The sequence below is a fragment of the Gordonia alkanivorans NBRC 16433 genome (genome assembly GCF_000225505.1).
GTDB classification, from domain to species: Bacteria; Actinomycetota; Actinomycetes; order Mycobacteriales; family Mycobacteriaceae; genus Gordonia; species Gordonia alkanivorans.
In genome coordinates this window covers 120,099-135,115 of the sequence record NZ_BACI01000060.1, presented here as the reverse complement: position 1 = coordinate 135,115, position 15,017 = coordinate 120,099, and the positions used below count along the sequence as shown (strand labels likewise).

General features: G+C 67.6%; 16 protein-coding genes and 1 tRNA gene. 9 read left to right on the top strand and 8 right to left on the bottom strand.

Annotation, left to right across the window (positions count from 1 at the left end):
* Window positions 1-30: 30 nt before the first annotated feature.
* Genes GOALK_RS11670 through sp36 form a run of 3 tightly spaced genes read right to left on the bottom strand, consistent with a single transcriptional unit; the run spans window position 31 to window position 1,440 of the window.
* Complete coding sequence (locus GOALK_RS11670; protein ID WP_006359023.1) at window positions 31-792, bottom strand: TSUP family transporter; 762 nt, start codon at window positions 790-792, stop codon at window positions 31-33.
* Between the two features lie 7 nt (window positions 793-799).
* Entirely contained in the window at window positions 800-1,273 is a 474-nt protein-coding gene (locus GOALK_RS11665; RefSeq protein ID WP_006359022.1) for a RidA family protein, read from the bottom strand.
* Window positions 1,274-1,275: 2 nt separating this feature from the next.
* Window positions 1,276-1,440 (bottom strand): Sp36 family protein, encoded by a 165-nt coding sequence (sp36, locus tag GOALK_RS23735; RefSeq protein WP_004022081.1) that lies wholly within the window; start codon window positions 1,438-1,440, stop codon window positions 1,276-1,278.
* 43 nt (window positions 1,441-1,483) lie between these two features.
* On the opposite strand from sp36, the gene bagA reads away from it, so the two are divergent.
* Window positions 1,484-2,554: an ATPase BagA gene (gene bagA / locus GOALK_RS11660; RefSeq protein WP_006359021.1), complete on the top strand. Its 1,071-nt coding sequence runs from the start codon at window positions 1,484-1,486 to the stop codon at window positions 2,552-2,554.
* Window positions 2,554-3,648 (top strand): ArsA family ATPase, encoded by a 1,095-nt coding sequence (gene bagB / locus GOALK_RS11655; RefSeq protein WP_006359020.1) that lies wholly within the window; start codon window positions 2,554-2,556, stop codon window positions 3,646-3,648. The genes bagA and bagB overlap by 1 nt, the downstream gene beginning before the upstream one ends.
* A gap of 87 nt (window positions 3,649-3,735) precedes the next feature.
* Here bagB and GOALK_RS11650 read toward each other — a convergent pair whose 3' ends face one another.
* Window positions 3,736-4,047 (bottom strand): WhiB family transcriptional regulator, encoded by a 312-nt coding sequence (locus GOALK_RS11650; protein ID WP_035754718.1) that lies wholly within the window; start codon window positions 4,045-4,047, stop codon window positions 3,736-3,738.
* A 361-nt stretch (window positions 4,048-4,408) separates the two neighbouring features.
* On the opposite strand from GOALK_RS11650, the gene GOALK_RS11645 reads away from it, so the two are divergent.
* The 4 genes from GOALK_RS11645 to GOALK_RS11630 all read left to right on the top strand — a co-directional run bounded on the left by GOALK_RS11645 (window position 4,409) and on the right by GOALK_RS11630 (window position 8,871).
* Window positions 4,409-6,859 (top strand): penicillin-binding protein, encoded by a 2,451-nt coding sequence (locus GOALK_RS11645; protein ID WP_006359017.1) that lies wholly within the window; start codon window positions 4,409-4,411, stop codon window positions 6,857-6,859.
* 83 nt (window positions 6,860-6,942) lie between these two features.
* Window positions 6,943-7,938, top strand: a complete 996-nt coding sequence (locus GOALK_RS11640; protein ID WP_006359016.1) for a metallophosphoesterase — start codon at window positions 6,943-6,945, stop codon at window positions 7,936-7,938.
* A 34-nt stretch (window positions 7,939-7,972) separates the two neighbouring features.
* On the top strand, window positions 7,973-8,668 hold the full coding sequence (locus GOALK_RS11635; RefSeq protein WP_006359015.1) for a haloacid dehalogenase type II: 696 nt from the start codon (window positions 7,973-7,975) through the stop codon (window positions 8,666-8,668).
* Between the two features lie 11 nt (window positions 8,669-8,679).
* Entirely contained in the window at window positions 8,680-8,871 is a 192-nt protein-coding gene (locus GOALK_RS11630) for a hypothetical protein (protein WP_040004162.1), read from the top strand.
* A gap of 104 nt (window positions 8,872-8,975) precedes the next feature.
* On the opposite strand, the gene GOALK_RS11625 is transcribed toward GOALK_RS11630, so the two are convergent.
* Window positions 8,976-9,049: transfer RNA gene (locus GOALK_RS11625), tRNA-Pro, on the bottom strand.
* A gap of 200 nt (window positions 9,050-9,249) precedes the next feature.
* On the opposite strand from GOALK_RS11625, the gene GOALK_RS11620 reads away from it, so the two are divergent.
* The gene (locus tag GOALK_RS11620) at window positions 9,250-9,675 is read left to right on the top strand and encodes a DUF7144 family membrane protein (RefSeq protein WP_006359013.1); all 426 of its coding nucleotides are present in this window, start codon (window positions 9,250-9,252) and stop codon (window positions 9,673-9,675) included.
* Window positions 9,676-9,817: 142 nt separating this feature from the next.
* The gene (locus GOALK_RS11615; protein WP_006359012.1) at window positions 9,818-10,432 is read left to right on the top strand and encodes a lipocalin family protein; all 615 of its coding nucleotides are present in this window, start codon (window positions 9,818-9,820) and stop codon (window positions 10,430-10,432) included.
* A 31-nt stretch (window positions 10,433-10,463) separates the two neighbouring features.
* On the opposite strand, the gene GOALK_RS11610 is transcribed toward GOALK_RS11615, so the two are convergent.
* Window positions 10,464-11,564 carry a serine hydrolase domain-containing protein gene (locus GOALK_RS11610; protein ID WP_155832244.1) on the bottom strand — a complete coding sequence of 367 codons (1,101 nt, stop codon included), beginning with the start codon at window positions 11,562-11,564 and terminating at the stop codon, window positions 10,464-10,466.
* Between the two features lie 340 nt (window positions 11,565-11,904).
* Window positions 11,905-12,360, bottom strand: a complete 456-nt coding sequence (locus GOALK_RS11605) for a helix-turn-helix domain-containing protein (RefSeq protein WP_035754710.1) — start codon at window positions 12,358-12,360, stop codon at window positions 11,905-11,907.
* A 195-nt stretch (window positions 12,361-12,555) separates the two neighbouring features.
* Here GOALK_RS11605 and GOALK_RS11600 point away from each other — a divergent pair, with 195 nt between their 5' ends.
* Window positions 12,556-13,623 (top strand): acyl-CoA dehydrogenase family protein, encoded by a 1,068-nt coding sequence (locus tag GOALK_RS11600; RefSeq protein ID WP_006359009.1) that lies wholly within the window; start codon window positions 12,556-12,558, stop codon window positions 13,621-13,623.
* Here the strand turns inward: GOALK_RS11600 and GOALK_RS11595 are convergent.
* Window positions 13,620-15,008, bottom strand: a complete 1,389-nt coding sequence (locus tag GOALK_RS11595; protein WP_035754705.1) for a dipeptidase — start codon at window positions 15,006-15,008, stop codon at window positions 13,620-13,622. The two genes, GOALK_RS11600 and GOALK_RS11595, sit on opposite strands and share 4 nt — an antisense overlap.
* Window positions 15,009-15,017: the final 9 nt, after the last annotated feature.

Below are 15,017 nucleotides of genomic sequence, written 5' to 3'. Positions count from 1 at the left end.
GGGTCGGCGTTCGGTCGTCCGGTCGGCGGATCAGTCCGTGATCAGGTCGTACCCGAGCTTCCCGACCATCACCACGACGACGGCGAGCAGGACCCACCGGACGAAGGAACTGCCGCGTCCGATGGCCATGTGCGAGCCGATCTGGGCGCCGACGATGTTGGCCGCCGCGAGCCCGAGGCCCAAGAGCCACAGCACATTCCCCTGGAGTCCGAACACCGTCAGCGCGCCGAGGTTGGTGCCGGTGTTGATCACCTTGGCCATGGCCGAACTCTCCAGGAACGACGTCCCGACCAGCGCGGTGAGGCTGATGATGAGGAAGGTCCCGGTACCGGGCCCCATGACCCCGTCGTAGAACGCGATGACGACACCGGCGAGCACCAGACCGGCGAGCGTGGACAGCCGCGAACGCGGTCCCGCAGACGCGTCACCCCCGAAACCGGGGTTCAGCGCGACGAACAACCCGACGCCGACGAGCATCACCAGCACGATCGGCGTGAAGATCTCCGTCGGCAGCGAGATCGCCACCAGCGCGCCGAGAGCCGAGAACACGAGCGCGGCGACGAACACCGGCACGAGCCTGTGCAGGTCGATGCGTACATGCCGCACGTAGCGCCACGCGGCCGACGCGGTACCGAAGACGGCGGCGAGTTTGTTGGTGCCGAGAGCCGTCGCCGCCGGCAGGCCGGGTTGCGCGATCAGCATCGCGGGGATCAACACAAGTCCCCCGCCGCCGACCACGGCGTCGACCCAGCCGGCAGCGGCGGCCGCGACGATCAGTAGCGCGACGTCCAAGGAGACGTCAGGCCACTTCGACGATCAGTTCCACCTCGACGGGTGCACCCAGCGGCAACTCGGCGACCCCGACGGCCGAACGGGCGTGCACGCCCGCGTCCCCGAAGATCTCGCCCAGCACGTCCGACGCACCGTTGATGACCTTCGGCTGCCCGGTGAAGCCCGGGGCGGACGCCACGAAGCCGACCACCTTGACGATGCGCACGACCGAGTCGATGCCGACCAGCGCGTGCACCGCGGCGAGCGCGTTCAGTGCGCAGACCCGTGCCGCGTCGGTGGCCTCATCCGGCCGGACGACGCCCTCGGCACCTTCGTGCACCTTGCCGTGTACCGAGAGTTCGCCGTCGACGATCGGGAGCTGGCCCGACGTGTAGACGAGGTTTCCGGTCCGCACGGCCGGCGTGTAGCTGGCCACCGGCGGCACCACGTCGGGCAGCGCGATGCCGAGTTCGGCGAGTCGATCTGTCCAGGTCGCAGCCATGCTCAGCCCTTCGGTCGCTTCAGGTAGGCGACGTGCTGCTCCCCGGTCGGGCCGGGCAGCACCGACACCAGTTCCCAGCCGTCGGCACCCCACTGATCGAGGATCTGTTTGGTTGCGTGCGTCAGCAGCGGCACCGTCACGTATTCCCACGCAGTCACTTCACTCATGGACTCACCCTAACTGCCGACGATCAATGGATAAGGTGTTGCGGTGGCCAATGAACAGGGCGCACGTTCCGGGGCGGGGGAAGGTCTCGATTCCGGCGTGACAGACAAGTCTTCAGTCACTGTCGACAACGAGTGGCCGGACGCGGCATCGCGCGCCCGGTTGCACTTCGTGTCGGGCAAGGGCGGAACAGGTAAGACGACGATCGCGGCGGCGCTGGCACTCGCGCTGGCCGCCGACGGCAAAAAGGTCCTCCTCGTGGAGACCGAGGGTCGGCAGGGCATCGCGCAGCTCTTCGACATCCCGCCGCTGCCGCCGACCGACACCAAGATCGCGACCGCCGAGGGCGGCGGCGAGGTGTCGGCGCTCGCCATCGACATCGAACATGCACTGCTCGAATACCTCGACATGTTCTACAACCTCGGCTTCGCGGGCCGGGCGATGAAGCGCATCGGCGCCATCGACTTCGTGACCACGGTGGCACCGGGTCTGCGCGATGTGCTGCTCACCGGCAAGATCAAAGAGCGCATCATCCACACCGACAAGCAGGGTGACCGCGTGTACGACGCGGTGGTCGTCGACGCACCGCCGACCGGCCGGATCGGCAACTTCCTCGACGTCACCCAGGCGATGGCCGACCTCGCCAAGACCGGTCCGATCCGCAATCAGAGCGAGGGCGTCGTCCGCCTGCTGCATTCGGAGGAGACCGTCGTCCATCTGGTGACGCTGCTCGAGGCGATGCCGATCCAGGAGACCATCGAGGCGATCGACGAGCTGCGCGGCAAGAACCTCAACCTCGGCAGCCTCATCATCAACCGGGTCAGTGCCCCGCACCTGCCCGCCGACGCGATCGACGAGATCGCCGAGGGCCAGATCGATGCCGGGCGCATCGAGGAGAACCTGAAGGCCGCCGGTGTGAAGCTCGCCGACGGCGATCTGTCCGGCCTGCTCACCGAGACGATCGAACACGCGACCCGCCTGCAGGCGCAGCAGATCGCGAAGGCGCAGCTCGACGAGGTGGAACTGCCGACGCTCGAAATGCCGTCCCTCGGCGACGGCGTCGATCTCGGTTCCATCTACGAGCTGGCCAACCTTCTCCAGAAAGCGGGTGCGTGATGCCACTCGATCTGAAGATGGGGGCGGTGCTGACCGACCCCGCGACCCGCGTCGTCATCTGCTGTGGCGCCGGCGGCGTCGGCAAGACCACGACCGCGGCCGCCATGGCGATGTACGCGGCCGAGCAGGGGCGCACGGTCGCGGTCCTCACCATCGACCCGGCCAAGCGGCTCGCCCAGTCGCTCGGGATGTCCGAGCTCACCAACGAGCCGCAGCCCGTGCCGATCGAGGGCAAGGGCACGCTCGACGCGATGATGCTGGACATGCGCCGCACCTTCGACGAGATGGTGCTCGAGTACTCCACTCCGGAACGCGCCGAAGCGATCATGGAGAACGCCTTCTATCAGACGGTCGCGTCGTCGTTCTCCGGCACGCAGGAGTATATGGCGATGGAGAAACTCGGCAAGTTGCTCGAGCGGGACCACTGGGACCTCATCGTCGTCGACACCCCGCCGTCCCGGAACGCACTGGACTTCCTCGACGCCCCGCAGCGCCTCGGCTCGTTCCTGTCGGGCCGTCTGATGAAGGTGCTGGTCGGCGGCGGACGCGGCGTGGGCCGCATGGTCACCGGCGCGATGAGCCTGGCGATGCGCGGCGTCTCCACCATCATCGGCGGCGACATGCTGCGCGACGTCGCGATGTTCGTGCAGTCCCTCGACTCGATGTTCGGCGGCTTCCAGGATCGGGCGCTGAAGACCTACGAACTGCTGAAGCAGCCGGGCACCCAGTTCGCTGTGGTGGCGGCGGCCGAGGCCGACGCCCTGCGTGAGGCCGCGTTCTTCGTCGACCGGCTGTCGGAGGAGACGATGCCGCTCGCGGGTCTGATCCTCAACCGGACCCACCCGAATCTCACCTCGATCCACGAGGAGGCCGCACTGGTGGCGCTCGAGTCGGTCACCGACGACCTGACTCGCGGGGTGTTGCAGATCCACGCCGATCGCGCCGCCACCGGAAAGCGCGAACTCCATCTGCTGCAGCGGTTCACGGCTGCGCATCCGCGGGTGCCGATCGTCGGGGTCCCGGCACTGCCGTTCGAGGTCGCGGATGTGACCGCCCTCCGCGCCGTGGCGGAGCAGATCACCGGACGGGGCTGAATTCCCTCATCATCGACCAACGACAATTCGGCTCGGCCGGCATCTGCCGGTCGAGCCGAATTGCCTTGGCTGAAGAGGTCTCGGTGATCAGACCGCGTCGGCGCGCTGGCGACGTCGCTGGGCTTCGAAGAACGCCGACCACGAGGTCACCTCGGGGTGCTGGCGCAGGAGAGCGCGACGCTGACGCTCGGTCAGGCCACCCCACACACCGAATTCGACGCGGTTGTCGAGGGCGTCTGCACCGCATTCGAGCTGTACCGGGCAGTGCCGACAGATGGTCGCGGCCTTGCGCTGAGCTGCTCCTCTCACGAACAGATCGTCCGGGTCTCCGCCTCGGCATCGTGCCTTGGCCACCCAGGCCAAGCGATCTTCTCCGGTAGAAACTGCCGCTGTCGCCATCCGCCACCCCTACTTGTCGTGTTCCGCATAGCCCCGAGCTCGGGACTCAACTCGCTGCTCAGACCACATTTACAACTCACTGTTAAGTGAGTCACATTCTGCACTCAATCTAGGGATCTGTGCTTGGGTGCGCAACCCCTGGAGCGCAACAAAGTGGGACCACCGTGCAAACTCATCCGATCGGAGGGTTGCGCTGACGCGCGGTCGGGGTTGCGCTGACGCGCGGTCGGGGTTGCGCTGACGCGCGGTCGGGGTCGCGCCGACCCGGTGTCGGATCGTGTCCAGGCACAACGGTCCCCCACGGATCCCGAGGGCGAGGCTGGGCGATGTTCCGGCCGATCGCACGTATCCTGTCGGGGTGATGTCGAAGAAGCTGTGGTCACTGGCCTGGGCGAGCCTGCTGGCCGGCATTCTCGTCGCGGGCCTTCTCTATCCGGTGGCCAGTGGGGTCGGCGTCGTCTCCAACCGGGCGGCAGCGGCAGTCGAGAACGTCTCCTCCGAACTCCTGAACGGCACGTTGCCGGAGGTCACCACCATGACCGACGTCAACGGGAAGCCGATCGCGGTGCTGTTCGACCAGTACCGCTACCAGGTCGGATACAACGACATCTCGCCCGACATGATCCGCGCGATCATCTCCGTCGAGGACCGGCGCTTCCTTGAGCACGACGGCGTCGACTGGAAGGGCACGATCCGCGCCGCGCTGAAGAACTCGTCGTCGGGCGAGGTCCAGCAGGGCGCGTCGACGCTCGACCAGCAGTACATCAAGAACTATCAACTGCTCGTCCTGGCCCGCACCGAGGCCGATCGCCAGGCCGCGGTCGAGACGACCCCCGCACGCAAGCTGCGCGAGGTGCGCATGGCGCTCACGCTCGAGCAGACCCTCATCGATCAGGCCAAGCGCGACAAGGGCCTCGACGACGCCGCCGCCAAGCAGGAGGCGAAGAAGCAGATCGTCACCCGCTACCTGAACGTCGTCCCCTTCGGCAACAACGCCTACGGCATCGAAGCCGCCGCGCAGACCTACTTCGGCATCCCGGCCAAGGATCTCCAGGTCGAGCAGGCCGCCATGCTGGCGGGCATGGTCCAGTCCAGTTCGGCGCTCAACCCCTACAGCAACGCCGAGGGCACGCTGACCCGCCGGAACCTCGTGCTGGACACGATGATCGACAACTTCCCGGAACGACGCGCCGAGCTGGTCGCGGCCAAGGAGAAGCCGCTGGGCGTGCTGCCGCGTCCGCGAACGCCGACGCAGGGCTGCATCGCCGCCGACAGCGAAGGCTTCTTCTGCGACTACGCGTTGCAGTTCCTCGCCGAGAACGGGATGTCGCGCAACTCCGTGCTGCGGGGCGGCTACGTCATCCAGACCACCCTCGATCCCGAGGTACAACGCTCGACGGATCGCGCGGCCAAGGCCCAGGCCAGCCCCACCGCCGACGGCGTCGCCGACGTGATGAGCACGATCCGGCCCGGGGACAAGTCCCATGACGTGCTGTCGATGGCGTCGAGCCGCCGCTACGGTCTGAACCTCGCCGCCGGCGAGACGATGCAGCCGCAGCCGTTCTCCATGGTCGGCGACGGCGCGGGCTCGGTGTTCAAGATCTTCACCGTGGCCGCAGCGCTGGAGAAGGGCCTCGGCGCCGGGTCGACGATCCCGGTGCCCGGGTTCGTCGCAGTGGAGGGCATGGGAAACAGCGCGGGCGCCAACGGGTGTCCGGAGAACTCCTACTGCGTCAAGAACGCCGGGCGCTACCCGGCGGCGATGTCGGTGACCGATGCGCTCGCGCAGTCGCCGAACACCGCCTTCGTCAAGCTGCTGCAGCAGGTCGGCGTGAAGCCGGCCGTCGACATGGCCGTCCGCCTCGGCCTGCGTTCCTACACCGTGCCCGGCTCGTCGGGTTACGGCGACAAGAGCATGGCCCAGTACGTCAAGGACGGGAACTTCGGCTCGTTCACCCTCGGGCCGCTGCCCATCAACGCGCTCGAGCTCGCCAACGTGGCCGCGACGATCGCCTCCGGCGGTGTCTGGTGCCCGCCCAACCCGATCAAGTCGATCAGCCGGGTGAAGCGCGATCAGTACGGCAACCCGGTGATCGGACCCGACGGGCGGCGTGCCCTCACCTCGGTTCCCTTCAACTCGCCGGGCTGTGAACAGGTCGTCGACAAGGGACTCGCCGACACCCTCGCAATCACCATGAGCAAGGACGACGTGGGCGCGGGTACCGCTGCGGGTGCTGCGGGTTCGGCCGGCTGGACGCTGCCGATGTCGGGCAAGACCGGCACCACCGAGGCCTACCGGTCGTCGGCGTTCGTCGGGTTCACCAACCAGATCGCGGGCGCCGCCTACGTCTACAGCGACGGCCCCAACCCGCAGGGTGTGTGCACCAGCCCGCTGCGGTCCTGTTACGACGGCAACGTGTTCGGCGGTATGGAACCCGCACGCACGTGGTTCCAGGCGGTGAAGCCGGTGGCCACGAAGTTCGGCCCGGTCCGGCTGCCCCCGGTCGACCGCGAATACTGGCGCGGCAGCGATCGCGGCCGAATCCCGCAGGTCAGCGGCCTGACCGCCAGCGAGGCAACCTCGCGGCTCCAGCGGGACGGTTTCAAGGTCAACGAGCTCGAGGTCGACAGCGGCCGCCCGAAGGGCACGGTCGTCTTCACCGCGCCGTCGGATTCCGCGATGCCCGGCAGCACCGTGACGATCTACGTGAGCAACGGTCGACGGGCAGGCGGCGACAGCGGCAACGGTCCCACCGAGACCACCGTGGTGGTTCCGGGCGTCGGGCCTGTCGTCATCCAGCTGCCCGGCTGAGCGCCTCCATCTCTGACGGTGGGTCGCCCGTGCGGCCCACCGAAGGGGGTGGGCATGCGCTCGGAGGTGCGTATTCTGAACAGATGCAGCACTCCGAACTCGACTTCCGCTCACGCCTCGGTTCGGCCGGTTCCGGGGTCGGTTCGCGCGCACTCGTCGGCGCCGCGGGGCTGGCCGCCGCCGGCCTCGTCTACTCGACCGTCATCGAGCGCAACGCCTTCGCCCTGCGGCACACGACGCTGTCGGTCCTCGAGCCCGGCGCCTCTCCCCTGCGGGTCCTGCACATCAGCGACCTGCACATGATGCCCGGCCAGAGACTCAAGCAGGCGTGGATCTCCGAGCTCGAGGCGCTGGAACCCGACCTGGTGGTCAACACCGGGGACAACCTCGCGCACCCGCAGGCGGTGCCCGCGGTGATCCAGTCGCTCGGCGGTCTCCTGTCACGGCCGGGTCTGTTCGTCTTCGGCTCCAACGACTACTTCGGCCCCAAGCCGAAGAACCCGTTCAAGTACTTCCGGAAAGACCACCAGCGCACGCACGGCGAACCCCTCCCCTGGCAGGACCTGCGGGCGGCGTTCACCGAGCGCGGCTGGCTCGATGCCACGCACACCGTGCGGGAGCTCGAGGTCAGCGGCGTGCGCGTGGTCGCGGCCGGTGTCGACGATCCGCACATCGAACGGGATCGCTACGAGACCGTCGCCGGACGCCCCAACCCGCTCGCACACCTGCGCCTGGGCCTCACGCATTCACCCGAGCCCCGGGTTCTCGACCGCTTCGCCGCCGACGGCTACGACCTCGTGATGGCCGGCCACACCCACGGCGGGCAGCTGTGCCTACCGTTCTTCGGCGCGCTCGTCACGAATTGCCACATCGACCGTTCCCGGGTGAAGGGGCCGTCGAACTGGGGGTCGTCGATGAAGCTGCACGTCAGTGCCGGTCTGGGTACCTCCCCGTATGCGCCCGCACGTTTCTGCTGCCGTCCGGAGGCCAGCCTGCTGACCCTCACCCCGGTCTCGCACGGCGACGCCGACTACGACGCCGACCAGTCGCTGCCGCAGCTGGCCCGCGAAACCCTGTGACGGGCAAGCGAACACGCCGGGAGCGCGCCGACTCGTGAACTCCCTCGGGGTGAAGGTCCTTGCGTTCGACACCTTCGGGACGGTCACCGACTGGTTCACCGGGATCTCCGGTGCCGTCGCACACACCGTGCCTGACGTCGACGCCGCCGACTTCGCCCGCGAGTGGCGTCGTCGCTACTCACCTATCCTCGCGCGCGTCGAGGCCGGAGAGCTCCCCTGGCGCCGTCTGGACGATCTACAGACCGACACCCTCCACGAGGTCGCGGCGGCCTTCGACGTGACGCTGGACGCCGATCAGAGCCGCGCGCTCGTACGTGCGTGGCGGGTCATCCCGGGTTGGCCCGACGCCGCCGAGGGGATTCGTCGACTCAAGCGGGACTTCATCGTGTGCGCGCTGAGCAACGGCACCGTGGCGTTGCTGACCGACATGGCCCGGCACGACGACTTCGCGTGGGACGTCATCGGCGGTTCCGACCTCTGGCGGCATTACAAACCCGCGCGCGAGACCTACTGCGGCCTGGCCGAACTCCTCGAGGTCGAACCGAACGAGGTGATGATGGTCGCGACGCACCAAGCCGACCTCGACGCCGCACGATCCTTCGGCCTGCGCACCGCGTTCATCGAGCGTCCGGACGAGTGGGGCGGCGAACCCAAGGACGATTCCGGGTCACCCGACAACGATTTCCACGCGTCGGATCTGCTGGACCTCGCCCGACAGCTGGGTTGCTGAGCGGCACCGACATGACCCTCGACGATCTGCGGCGCTGGGAGGACTCCGGGGCCGGCTGGCGGGTCGTCCACCGCGGCCCGGAGGGCATCACGGTGAGTCTGGTGCGCTGCGACGGCGGTGAAGAGGTCGACCGGTTCGTCAGCGACGACCCGACGATCGTCGCGCACGTCGGCGGTCGCACCTCCTCCGAGCAGGACGCCTGAGGACCCGGAAAACGAGGAAACCCCGGCCGCATCTCTGCGGACCGGGGTCTCACTGCTTGTGTCTCAACCAACACATCTTGATGACCGACCGTGGTCGATCTCTGTCGGGGTGGCGGGATTCGAACCCACGACCTCTTCGTCCCGAACGAAGCGCGCTACCAAGCTGCGCCACACCCCGTGTGTAGCCTGCGATAGCTTATACCGGCCCCCCGCCGAGTACTAAATCGCCTGGTCAAAGATGTGCCCGAAGTGAGCGAAACGCTGTGGTATCCGGGTCGGACGTCCCATTCTTGGTTAAGGTCCACCCGCAACAACCCCCCGCGCCGTCGCTCAGGATCACTGGGCGCCGGCGTTCACCCCACACGAAAGGACGCCATCATGAGCGCCTCCCCCGATCAGCAGGCGAACTCGTCCGCCAAGCAGGGCTTCGCCCTCGGGATCTCGATCGTCGCCGCGGCCCTGCTGTTCGTCGCCGGCCTGGTCTCGGTCTTCCAGGGCATCTCGGCGATCGCCAACGACGAGCTCTTCGTCGTCGGCCGCAACTACGTCTTCGAGTTCGACCTCACCGCGTGGGGCTGGATCCACCTGATCCTCGGCATCGTCGGCATCCTCATCGCCGGTGGTCTCGCGGTCGGCGCCGACTGGGCGCGCATCGCGGCCATCGTGATCGCCTCGCTGTCGATCATCGCCCAGTTCCTGTGGCTGCCCTACTACCCGGCGTGGGCGATCCTGATCATCGTCCTCGACCTCATCGTCATCTGGGCGGTCTCCACCTGGAACCCGAACAACGCCTACAACCTGTAATCTTCCGCTCCACCAGCGACGACGCCGGCCGACGAGGCCTGCAGGATGCCCACGACCCATCCGTGACCCGCTGTGGTCCGAACCCCTGGTCAACAGCCCGTTGGGGCTCGACGGAGATGATCGGGCCACGAAAGGAAACACCATGCGCGTCACACGCACCCTCGCAGCCCTCGTGGCCGGCATCGTCGTCGGTCTCCTGTTCGTCATCGGAACCGGTTCGGCACAGGCCGCACCCCTCGCCCCGGTGGAGAAGGTCGACATCGACCGCTACCTCGGCAAGTGGTGGCAGCTCGCCACCGTTCCCTCGTTCTGGGGAGTCACCTGCGCCAAGGACACCAACGCCTTCTACACCCGGATCGACGAGAAGACCATCGGCGTCGACAACCAGTGCACCGGACCGACGGGCATGAAGGGCGGAGTGCTCGGACGCGCCACCGTCGTCGACACGAAGTCGAACGCCCAGCTGAGTGTTCGGTTCCCGCAGACGCCGGCGAGCATCAACCCCAACGGGGCGCCGAACTACATCATCGCCCACATCGAGGACGGCGAGAACCCGAACGGCCCCTACAAGTACTCGATCGTCGGCGATCCCAGTCGCGCCTCGGGATTCCTGCTCTCCCGCGACAAGGTCGTCACCGACGCCGAACTGCGTCGCCTGACGAAGGAGATCGAGAAGGTCGGATTCAACCCGTGCACGTTCCTCGTCTCACCGACCACCGGCGGCCGCAGCGACTACTCCCCGCTCTGCACGATCTGAGGATCCGTCCCATAGGCCGTCGGCGGGCCCCTCACCGTGCTGGTGGTGTGTCCGCCGGGGTGTTGTAGATGTGCTGTAGCAGTCTCGCCATCACGGTGAACGCATTGTCGACGTCCTGTGTGACTGAGAGATTGGTCCAGACGACCATGCTGACGTCGTTCGCCTCGTCATGGACCGCCATCGTGTTGAAACCGGGGAGCTGGCCCTCGTGATAGGTGAGGCGGTTCTCCCCGAACCGGACCTCGGTGATCCCGTAGCCGTAGAACACCCGGGGATCCTCGTCGTGCTGGATCCGAATGCTGTCCCACCACAGCTGCTGGTTGGCGTCGTCGAGAAGATCTCCGCCGACGAACGCCTTGATCCAGGTCATCAGGTCGTCGGCGGTCGAGACGACGCCACCGGCCGCCCAGGCCCACGAGGGGCTCATCACCGTCACATCGTTGGGTAGCAGGGACCCGGCTCTCGCCGCCGCGGTCTCCTCGGGCGTCATCGGCTTGTCCGAGACCTGCAGCGGGCCATACTGATATCCGTGCGAGAACGGCGCCGAGAGGGTCGTGTCGGTCGCGGCGGGAAGCGAGGTACGGGTCAGGCCGAGAGGCCCGAAGAACCGGTCGGCGAACACCTGCGCGAGGGACTTGTCCTCCGCCTTCTCCACGACCAGGCCCAGCCGGACGGTGTTGGTGTTGGAGTAGTCGAACTGCGTGCCCGGCGCGAAGCCCGAGGGCTGGGAAAAGCCGAGGGCCAGGAGCTCGGACGGGGCCCACACCTTCGTCGGATCCGATCCGAAGGCAGCACGGAATCCGTCTGTGTCGAGGTAGTTGTGCAATCCACTGCGCATGCTCATCAACTGCGCGATGGTGATCTCGGAACCCTCGGGAACGCCGAGGACGTATTTGTCGATCGGGTCGTTGACGCCGATCTTCTCTTCCTGGATCAGCTGTAGAACTGCGGCGACGGTCATCGTCTTGGTGACCGATCCGATCCGGAACTGGTCGGCGGCCGCGGGCGCGATGTCATCGCCCATTGTCGTGGTGCCGGCCGAGACGGTGTACGTGCCTGCCGGGGTCTGGATCAGCGCGAGGGCACCGGGTACCAGGAGTTCCTCGATCGTGTCGTCGAGGGTTGCGCTCATCGCTGCGACATCGACCTGTTTGAGTTCGGGATTCGATTCCGTTGCCGAGCCATCGAAGGAGCACCCGGACAGGACCAGGCCACACGTGACGATGGAGACGAGCGGTGCACGGCCGCGCGTCCGTCCCGGCGGCCGACATCGGAAGCTCTTCACGCTGTACGCCTTCCATCGGCCCGTTCCATGACGGACGTGCGATGTAGTCGTATCACGCGAGAGACGTCACCGTGCCCAATCCCGACAATTCCGGCACCAGGTAGCCGGGATGCATTGACTCACGATGGGCCCCGAATGCCGCTATGCAATTTCGGCGCAAGCACCAAAGTGCTTGCGCCGAAATCAATTAACTGGCTTCTGCGTCGGCTGCCAGTGCGGTGCGCCGGAATTCGTCGGGCGTGAGACCGAACTTGGCGCGGAAGCGGTTGCGCATCGTCGCCGTCGAGGCGAAGCCCGAAGCATGCGCCACCGCTTCGAGTTTCAGGTTCCCCGGACCCGTCAGCAGGCGACGCGCCCACTCCAGACGACGGTCGGCGATCATCTCGGCCAGCGACGTCGGGCTGCCGGCGAGGACCCGGTAGAGGTGCCGTCGACTCACGTGAAGGTGCCGTGCGACCACCTCGACACTGAAATCGGGGTCGCGGAAATTACGCTCGATGAGGTCGGTGACTGCGGCGCGTAGATACCGCTCACTGGTACGCAAGTCAGACACTCCGACACGAGAAACCTGCTCGCTAGGCGAAACACGTTCCGGCGCAATGTCCATCACTTGCCCGTCACCACCATTGGGACCTGGGCCCACCTGATTCCTTTCACGAAAGTCTCCTCCAACCCACATCAGAGGTTACCGACGGGCCGATCCCCGGTCTTGGGCCTTTGGTCCCAAATCGACAGGTCCTTGTCACGGGATTGTGCTGCGGGACGCGGACTTTCCCTATCCACTTCGCTCAGGGAGTGGGTCAGACGTCCACTTCTCCTGCGACGTAATGTGGACGCCGTGAGCAACCAGGACCCGGTTATGCGCCGGAGCACCCTGCGAGCAGCGGCGCTTCGCGTCGCCGACGACGTCCTGTTCCCGGCCGCCGCCGAGGTCGACCGGACCGGCGTCGTACCCCCATCCCATTGGCGGGCGCTCGCCGACGCCGGCCTCTACGGAATCGCCGCCCCGGTCGAGGCCGGCGGACCCGGGCTCGAGTTCGGTGAGGTCACGGAGATCCTGGAGGTACTGGTCAGCGGTTGCCTGTCAACCGCGTTCACCTGGCTCCAGCACCACGGTGTCGTCATCTCGCTGTCGCGAACCGCGAACCCGTCGCTACGTGACGAACTGCTCGAGCCGACCGTCTCCGGCCGACTGCGGGCGGGGGTCGCCTACGCCGGCGTCGTGCCGACTCCGCCCCGGATGACCGCCACCCGCACCGACGACGGCTGGATCTTCAGCGGGCATGCCCCGTTCGTCAGCGGCTGGGGTGTCGTCGACCTCCTGCAGATCTCCGCCCGCGACACGGCGACCGACGACGTCGTCGCCGCGATCCTGCCCACCGCAGACCTTTCAACCGACGTCCGGGCGTCCCCGGTCGAGCTGACGGCCGCGGCGGCGACGGCGACGGCGACTGTGTCCCTGCAGGTCGGCGGCCTCGCGATTCCCGAGGCCCGGGTAGTCAGCCGGGTCACGCTCGACGAGTTCTTCGCCAATCAGAACGTCGGCGTACGCCTCAACGGCACGCTGCCGTTCGGACTCGTCCGACGCTGCACGGCACTCCTCGACGTCGCGGGACAGGCACCGGCCGCACGACGACTCCGTGAGCGCGCTGACGAGGCACGGGTGACCCTCGACTCGGCGATGAACGACGCCGCGGCGTTGCTGGCGGCCCGCGCCGACGCCGCCCGACTCGCCCTGGACGCGGTCGCCGCCCTGGTCGCGGCGCGCGGCGGCGAGGCACTGCGCCGCAGCAACGACGCGGAGCGCCTGTTCCGTGAGGCCTCGTTCATCCTCGTCGCGGCGAGCCGGCCCGAGCTGAAGGACCTCCTCGTCCGACGGTTCGCCGACGCACCCGACCCCCGCTAGACCTCGCCGGTAGTGGCGTCCGACTTCTGCGCCTGCGCCGTGCGCGTCGCGTAATCACGCAGGAAGAGAGCCTCGGCGAGCGCGATCCGCTCGATCTCGGTCGGGTCGACGCTCTCGTTCGGCGCGTGGATGAGGCACTGCGGCTCCTCGACGCCGAACAGCATGATCTCGGCGTCCGGGAAGGTGCTCTGCAGGACGTTGCACAGGGGGATCGACCCGCCCTGCCCCTGGATCAGCACCTCGCTGCCGTAGGCGGTCGCCAGCGCGTCGGTGAGCGCCTCGTAGGCCGGGCCGGAGGTCGAGCCGACGAACGGCGAACCCACCGCCTCGCGTTCGAAGGACACCCGCGCATTCCACGGGGTGACCGCCTTGAGGTGTTCGATGAGCGCGTCCTGGGCGTAGGTCGGGTCCATTCCCGGGGGCACGCGGAGGTTGATGCGCGCCCGTGCCCGCGGCTGGACGGCCGCGGAGGACCCGACCACCGGTGGGCAGTCGATACCGAGCACCGTCGCCGCCGGCCGCGCCCACACCATGTCCGACACCGACCCGGACCCCACGAGTTCGACGCCGTCGAGAACCGTTGCATCCGAACGGAACTGCTCGGGTGGATAGGACACGCCGGGCCACTCGGCGTCGGCTTCGAGGCCGGTGATCGTGGTGTTGCCGTGCTCGTCGCGCAGGGTGGCGAGCATCGAGATGAGGGCGGCGAGCGCATCGGGTGCGGCTCCGCCGAACATCCCGGAATGCATCGCCGATTCCAGGGTTTCGACCGACACGTCGATGTTGGCGATGCCGCGCAGCGTCGTGGTGAGGCTCGGTCTGCCGACGGCGAAGTTGCCGGAGTCGGCGATCAGGATGGCGTCGGCGCGCAACAGGTCGGGGTTCTCGACCGCGAAGTGCTCGAGTCCGCCGGTCCCCTGTTCCTCGGACCCCTCGCCGATGATCTTCACGGTGACGCCGAGGTCGCCGGCGAGCGCACGCAACGCGGTGAGGTGTACGGCGATGTTGCCCTTGCAGTCGGCGGCTCCGCGTCCGAACCAGCGACCGTCGCGCTCGGTCAGCTCCCAAACCGGGGAATCCCATTCGTCGTCACCCAGCGGAGGTTGCACGTCGTGGTGGAAGTACAGCAGGACCGTCGGCGCGCCTTCGGGGCCCGGGATCTGTCCGGTGACCGCCTTGGAACCATCACTGGTCACATGCGCGGCGACATCGTCGACGCCCAGCTCACGGAAGGCCGTCAGCAGCCAGTCGACCATCCCGTCGCATTCCTCCGGCGGGAACTGCTGCGGGTCGTGGACCGACCGGAACCGCACCATCTCCGCCAGATCCGACTTCGCGCGAGCCATCAACTCCCGCACCCGATCCCGCAATGTCGCGTCGTCCATGCACACGTC